Source organism: Microbacterium sp. (assembly GCF_030149085.1).
GTDB lineage: Bacteria > Actinomycetota > Actinomycetes > Actinomycetales > Microbacteriaceae > Microbacterium.
Map to the genome: position 1 here is coordinate 1 of NZ_JASBSF010000296.1, position 5,289 is coordinate 5,289.

Genomic DNA, 5,289 nt, shown 5'->3' on the forward strand with positions numbered 1-5,289 from the left:
GAGTTCGACGAGCTCGAGCAGATCCTGCGCGACGTTCTCACCCGCGCCGCGGGACTCCTGTAGCGGATTCGAAAGCTGCGGATTCCGGCCAAGTCGGAATCCGCAGCTTTCGTGCGTGAAACCGTCGCGCAGGTTACTCGAAACGACAGATTCCTGTATCAAGTTTGTTTCGGGCTGCGGAAAACGCTTGCCGCCTTGGGTGAGGTCATGGCACGATCGCTGACAATCCGTGCACAGCACGAATTGAGCTGATTGAGGTGACCGACTATGCCCGACCGTCCACTCCCCTCCGATCCGATGATCCGAGCGCTGATCTCGCAGGCACGCGCCGCGCAGATCTCCCGTCGCGGCGTGCTCGCCGGGGCCGGCGCCCTCTCGCTCATGGGATTCCTCGCGGCCTGCACCGGCCGCGTGGGTGGCTCGGACTCCACGGGCGGCTCAGCGCTGACCGCCCCCGAAGACCTCTCGTCGAGCGTCAAGACCCTGACCTGGGCGAACTGGTCGTTCTACCTCGACGAGGATGACGAGGGCAACCACCCCACGCTGCAGGCCTTCGAAGAACAGACCGGGCTGACCGTCAACTACGACGTCTCGATCGACGACAACAACACCTACTTCGCGAAGGTCCGCGACCAGCTCGCGCTCGGTCAGGGTATCGGCGCCGACACGGTCTGCCTCACCGACTGGATGGCCAACATCTGGATCGCGTCCGGCTACACGCAGGCCTTCGACAAGGCCAAGATGGCCAACGTCTACGCGAACCTCAACCCGAGCCTGATGAACCCGAGCTTCGACCCCGGCCGCGCCAACTCGGTGCCCTGGCAGTCGGGATTTGCGGGGCTCGCCTGGAACACCGAGAAGCTCCCGAACGGTCTTGCATCCATCGAAGACCTGTGGAACCCCGACCTGAAGGGTCGCGTCGGCGTGCTCAGCGAGATGCGCGACACGATCGGCCTCATCATGCTCAGCCAGGGTGTCGACATTTCGTCGGACTCGTGGGGCGACACCGAGTTCCAGAACGCGATTGATGTGTTCGCGCAGCAGGTCTCAGACGGCCAGATCCGCAACATCAAGGGCAACTCGTACGCCGACGACCTCATCAACGAAGACACGCTCGCCGCGATCGTGTGGTCGGGCGACATCACCGCGATCAACGCGGAGGTCGGCTACGACAAGTTCGGCTTCGCCGTCCCCGACTCGGGCGGGACCCTCTGGAGCGATAACTTCATGATCCCGATCGGCTCGCAGCAGAAGACCAACGTCGAGACGTTGATCGACTACTACTACCAGCCCGAGGTCGCCGCCGAGGTTGCCGCCTGGGTGAACTACATCACCCCCGTCGTCGGAGCACAGGAAGCGATGGCCGACATCGACCCCGAGATGGTCGAGAACCAACTCATCTTCCCCGACGAGGCGACGCTCGCGAACGCGTACATCTTCCGGGCGCTCAGCAACCAGGAGCAGGAGAAGTACAACGCAGAGTTCGAAGCCGTCGGACTCGGCGCCTGATCCCGCATGAGCGCTACGACACCCGAGGCCGGTGCCGACCTCGAGCTCCGCGGCATCCGTAAGACCTTCCCCGGCTTCACCGCTCTGCACGATCTGGACCTGGTGATTCCGGCGGGCTCGTTCTTCGCCCTGCTCGGCCCGTCGGGCTGCGGCAAGACGACGACCCTGCGCATCGTCGCGGGCCTCGAGCGACCCACCGCGGGATCGATTTCGATCGGCGGCAAGGACGTGACATCCGTGCCGCCGCACAAGCGTCCCGTGAACACGGTCTTCCAGAGCTACGCGCTCTTCCCGCACATGACGGTGCAAGAGAACGTCGAGTTCGGTCTTCGCCGACGCAAGGTGACGGATGCCTCAAGCCGCGCCCTCGACGCGCTCAAGCTCGTCGAACTCGATCATGTCGCGGGGCGTAAGCCTTCGCAGCTGTCGGGTGGTCAACAGCAGCGCGTCGCGCTCGCGCGGGCTGTCGTCAACCGACCGGCACTGCTGCTGCTGGATGAGCCCCTCGGCGCGCTCGATCTGAAGCTGCGTCGGCAGATGCAGTCCGAACTGAAGACGATTCAGGACGAGGTCGGGATCACCTTCCTGCACGTGACACACGACCAGGAGGAGGCCATGACGATGGCCGACACCGTGGCCGTCATGAACCACGGGCGCATCGAGCAGATGGGCCCGCCGCAGGAACTGTACGAACTCCCGCGCACCGGTTTCGTCGCGAGCTTCCTCGGGCAGTCGAACCTCATCCCCGCCACTGTGGAGTCGACCGCCGGCGGGAACCTCGTCGCGCGCACTGCGGCAGGGGGCACACTCCGGATGCCGATTGAGCGCGCCGTCGCGACATCCGGCCCGATCACGGTGGGTGTTCGTCCCGAGAAACTGATGCTCGTCGCCGAGGCTCCCACCACCGATGACAACGTCCTCGGTCCCGGACGCATCACCGACCTCTCGTTCACCGGTGTGAGCACGCAGTACACCGTCGAGATGCCGGGAATCGGACCCGTCGGGGTGTTCGAGCAGAACATGGTGTTCGGCTCGGTGTTCTCGGTGGGAAGCGAAGTCTGGGTGCGGTGGCGCCCCGAGCACACGTTCGGGCTGGATGCCGACGCCCAGGTCGGAGCCGCCGAGGCCATCGCCGACAGCGAGGACTCCTAGCCATGGCGATGTCGGCGCTGGCTGTCGCCGATACCAAGAAGGCGTCGCCGCAGCGTCGCGCCAGCTGGGTGGCGTTCGCGCTGCTGCTGCCGGGGCTGGCGTACCTCGCGCTGTTCTTCCTCGTCCCGTTCGTGTCGCTGCTCATCACCTCGTTCGGCGTCAACGACACATCCCAATACGGCGCGTTCTACTACGCGTTCAACTGGCAGAACTACGTCGACGTCATCGCGGAGTACTGGCCGCAGTTCCTGCGCTCGTTCTGGTACGCACTGTTGGCCACCCTCTTCGCGCTGCTGATCAGCTATCCGATCGCGTACTTCATCGGCGTCGTGCTGCGCGACAGACCGCTCATCCGCAACCTGCTGCTGGTGCTGGTGATCGCGCCGTTCTTCATCTCGTTCCTGCTGCGGACCCTCGCCTGGAAGGCGTTGTTCGCAGACGAGGGACCGGTGGTCGGATTCCTGCAGACGATCGGGCTCTTCGGGCCGCAAGATCACATCACCGGCACCGGATTCGCCGTCGTCTTCGGTCTGACCTACAACTTCATCCCGTTCATGACGCTGCCGCTGTTCGCCTCGCTCGACCGGCTCGACACGCGCCTGCTCGAGGCGAGCTCCGACCTGTATGCAACACCGGGCCAGACGTTCTGGCGGGTGACGTTCCCTCTGTCGCTCCCCGGTGTCGTGTCGGGGACGCTGCTGACCTTCATCCCGGCAACCGGCGACTACGTCAACGCCAGCCAAGCCTTCCTCGGTAGTCCGTCCACGACGATGATCGGAAACGTCATCCAGTCGAAGTTCCTCATCACGGTGAACTACCCACAGGCGGCGGCCCTCAGCATCCTGCTCATGGCCGTCATCCTGATCATCGTCGGCAGCTACGTGCGGCGCACGGGAACGGATGACCTCCTGTGAAGACGCAATGGACCGTGCGGTCCCGAATCCTCGGCATCTACGTCATCGCCGCCTTCGTGCTGCTGCTCATCCCGATCGCCTACACCTTCCTGTTCTCGTTCAACGAGACGACCCGCACCAACATCACGTGGAACGGGTTCACGATCGAGAACTGGCTCACCGTCTGCGAGCAGCCCGAAGTGTGTGTCGCGTTCGGCAACAGCATCCTGGTCGGACTCGTTGCCACGATCATCGCCACGACCCTCGGCACGATGATCGCGCTCGCGCTGGTGCGCTACCGGTTCAAGGCCCGCGGCTCGATCAGCCTGCTGCTGTTCCTGCCGATGGCAACCCCCGAGGTCGTCATCGGTGCAGGACTTGCCGCGCAGTTCCTGACGATGGGCGTTGCGAAGGGCCTCGGTACCATCATCCTGGCTCACACGATGTTCTGTCTGAGCTTCGTCGTGGTCACGGTGCGGGCCCGCGCACTCTCGCTCGATCCGTCGATCGAGGAGGCCGGTCGAGACCTCTACGGCTCCCCCCGGCAGGTGTTCTGGCGCATCACATTCCCTCTGCTGCTCCCCGGAATCATCGCCGCGGCGCTGCTGTCGTTCAGCCTCAGCTTCGACGACTTCATCATCACGTACTTCACGTCGGGCTCGGTGCAGACCTTCCCGGTCTACATCTACGTTGCTGCCCAGCGCGGCATCCCGCCGCAGGCGAACGTGATCGCGTCGGCGGTGTTCCTGCTCGCGATCATCGGCACGCTCGCGTACGGGATCGTGAACGCACGTCGTGCGGCGGTTCGACGGGGCCGCTGACCCTGAGGGTCTGGGCGGGGCGTAGCGTGAACGCATGCCCCGCCTTCGCCGCAGTCGCACCACAGAACCGGGCTTGCGGCGGGTGCGTCGCGGACGCGGATTCGCCTACGTTGACGAATCGGGTGCGGCAATCACCGATGAGGACACCCGCGAGCGGATCTCGGCCCTCGCGATTCCACCCGCATGGAACGAGGTCTGGATCTCACCTCACCCTCACGGCCATATCCAGGCGACGGGCGTCGACGACGCGGGCAGGCGCCAGTACCTGTATCACGAGGCGTGGCGCGAGCGTCAGGATCGGGTGAAGTTCGAACGGATGCTGGAGCTCGCCGAAACGCTCCCGGGCGCCAGGCGCACGGTGACGCTCGATCTGCGTTCGGACGGACTGGGGCGCTCCCGTGTGCTGGCAGCGGCATTCCGGATGCTCGACACCGGGAGCCTGCGGGTCGGTTCGGAGTGCTATGCCGACGTCCACGGCAGCTATGGCCTGTGCACGCTGCTGTGCGCGCACGCGAGCGTCCACGACCGTGAGCGCGTCGAACTGCGCTTTCCCGGTAAGAGCGGTCAGCCGTGGGAGTCGGAGCTGACCGACCCCGACCTTGCTGCCGTGGTGCGGGCGCTGAAGCGCCGCGGCGGACGGGCGCGGCTGCTGGCGTGGCGCGACGGCGACGGGGAGGTGCACCCGCTGCATCCGGAGGAGATCAATGCCGACATCCGCCGACGCACGGGCGGCGACTTCACAGCGAAGGACTTTCGCACCCTCCATGGCACTGCCGCGGCCGCGTTGAGCCTGGCGAAGGCGGGACCGGTTGATTCGCCGTCGCGTCGGGCGAGGATTGTCGCTGCGGCGATGCGCGATGCCGCGTTCGTGCTCGGGAACACCCCCGCTATCGCTCGGAGCAGTTACGTGGATC

The 5,289-nt window shown here is 65.3% G+C and carries 6 protein-coding genes; 5 read left to right on the plus strand and 1 reads right to left on the minus strand.

The genetic code is table 11. From position 1 onward, the window contains the following. Positions 1 to 240: hypothetical protein (locus Q1V87_RS12295; RefSeq protein WP_300593293.1), on the minus strand; the 240-nt coding region annotated here is incomplete at its 3' end. A 27-nt stretch (positions 241 to 267) separates the two neighbouring features. On the opposite strand from Q1V87_RS12295, the gene Q1V87_RS12300 reads away from it, so the two are divergent. From Q1V87_RS12300 to Q1V87_RS12320, 5 genes are all read left to right on the plus strand, one after another. Then, the gene (locus Q1V87_RS12300; RefSeq protein WP_300593296.1) at positions 268 to 1,509 is read left to right on the plus strand and encodes a spermidine/putrescine ABC transporter substrate-binding protein; all 1,242 of its coding nucleotides are present in this window, start codon (positions 268 to 270) and stop codon (positions 1,507 to 1,509) included. Positions 1,510 to 1,515: 6 nt separating this feature from the next. Further along, entirely contained in the window at positions 1,516 to 2,661 is a 1,146-nt protein-coding gene (locus Q1V87_RS12305) for an ABC transporter ATP-binding protein (protein ID WP_300593299.1), read from the plus strand. A 2-nt stretch (positions 2,662 to 2,663) separates the two neighbouring features. Then, complete coding sequence (locus tag Q1V87_RS12310) at positions 2,664 to 3,575, plus strand: ABC transporter permease (protein WP_300593302.1); 912 nt, start codon at positions 2,664 to 2,666, stop codon at positions 3,573 to 3,575. A 14-nt stretch (positions 3,576 to 3,589) separates the two neighbouring features. Further along, a complete protein-coding gene (locus tag Q1V87_RS12315; RefSeq protein WP_300593307.1) occupies positions 3,590 to 4,375 on the plus strand; it encodes an ABC transporter permease in 786 nt (261 codons plus the stop codon). A gap of 34 nt (positions 4,376 to 4,409) precedes the next feature. Continuing rightward, the coding region (locus Q1V87_RS12320) for a DNA topoisomerase IB (RefSeq protein WP_300593305.1) at positions 4,410 to 5,289 on the plus strand (880 nt) is incomplete at its 3' end.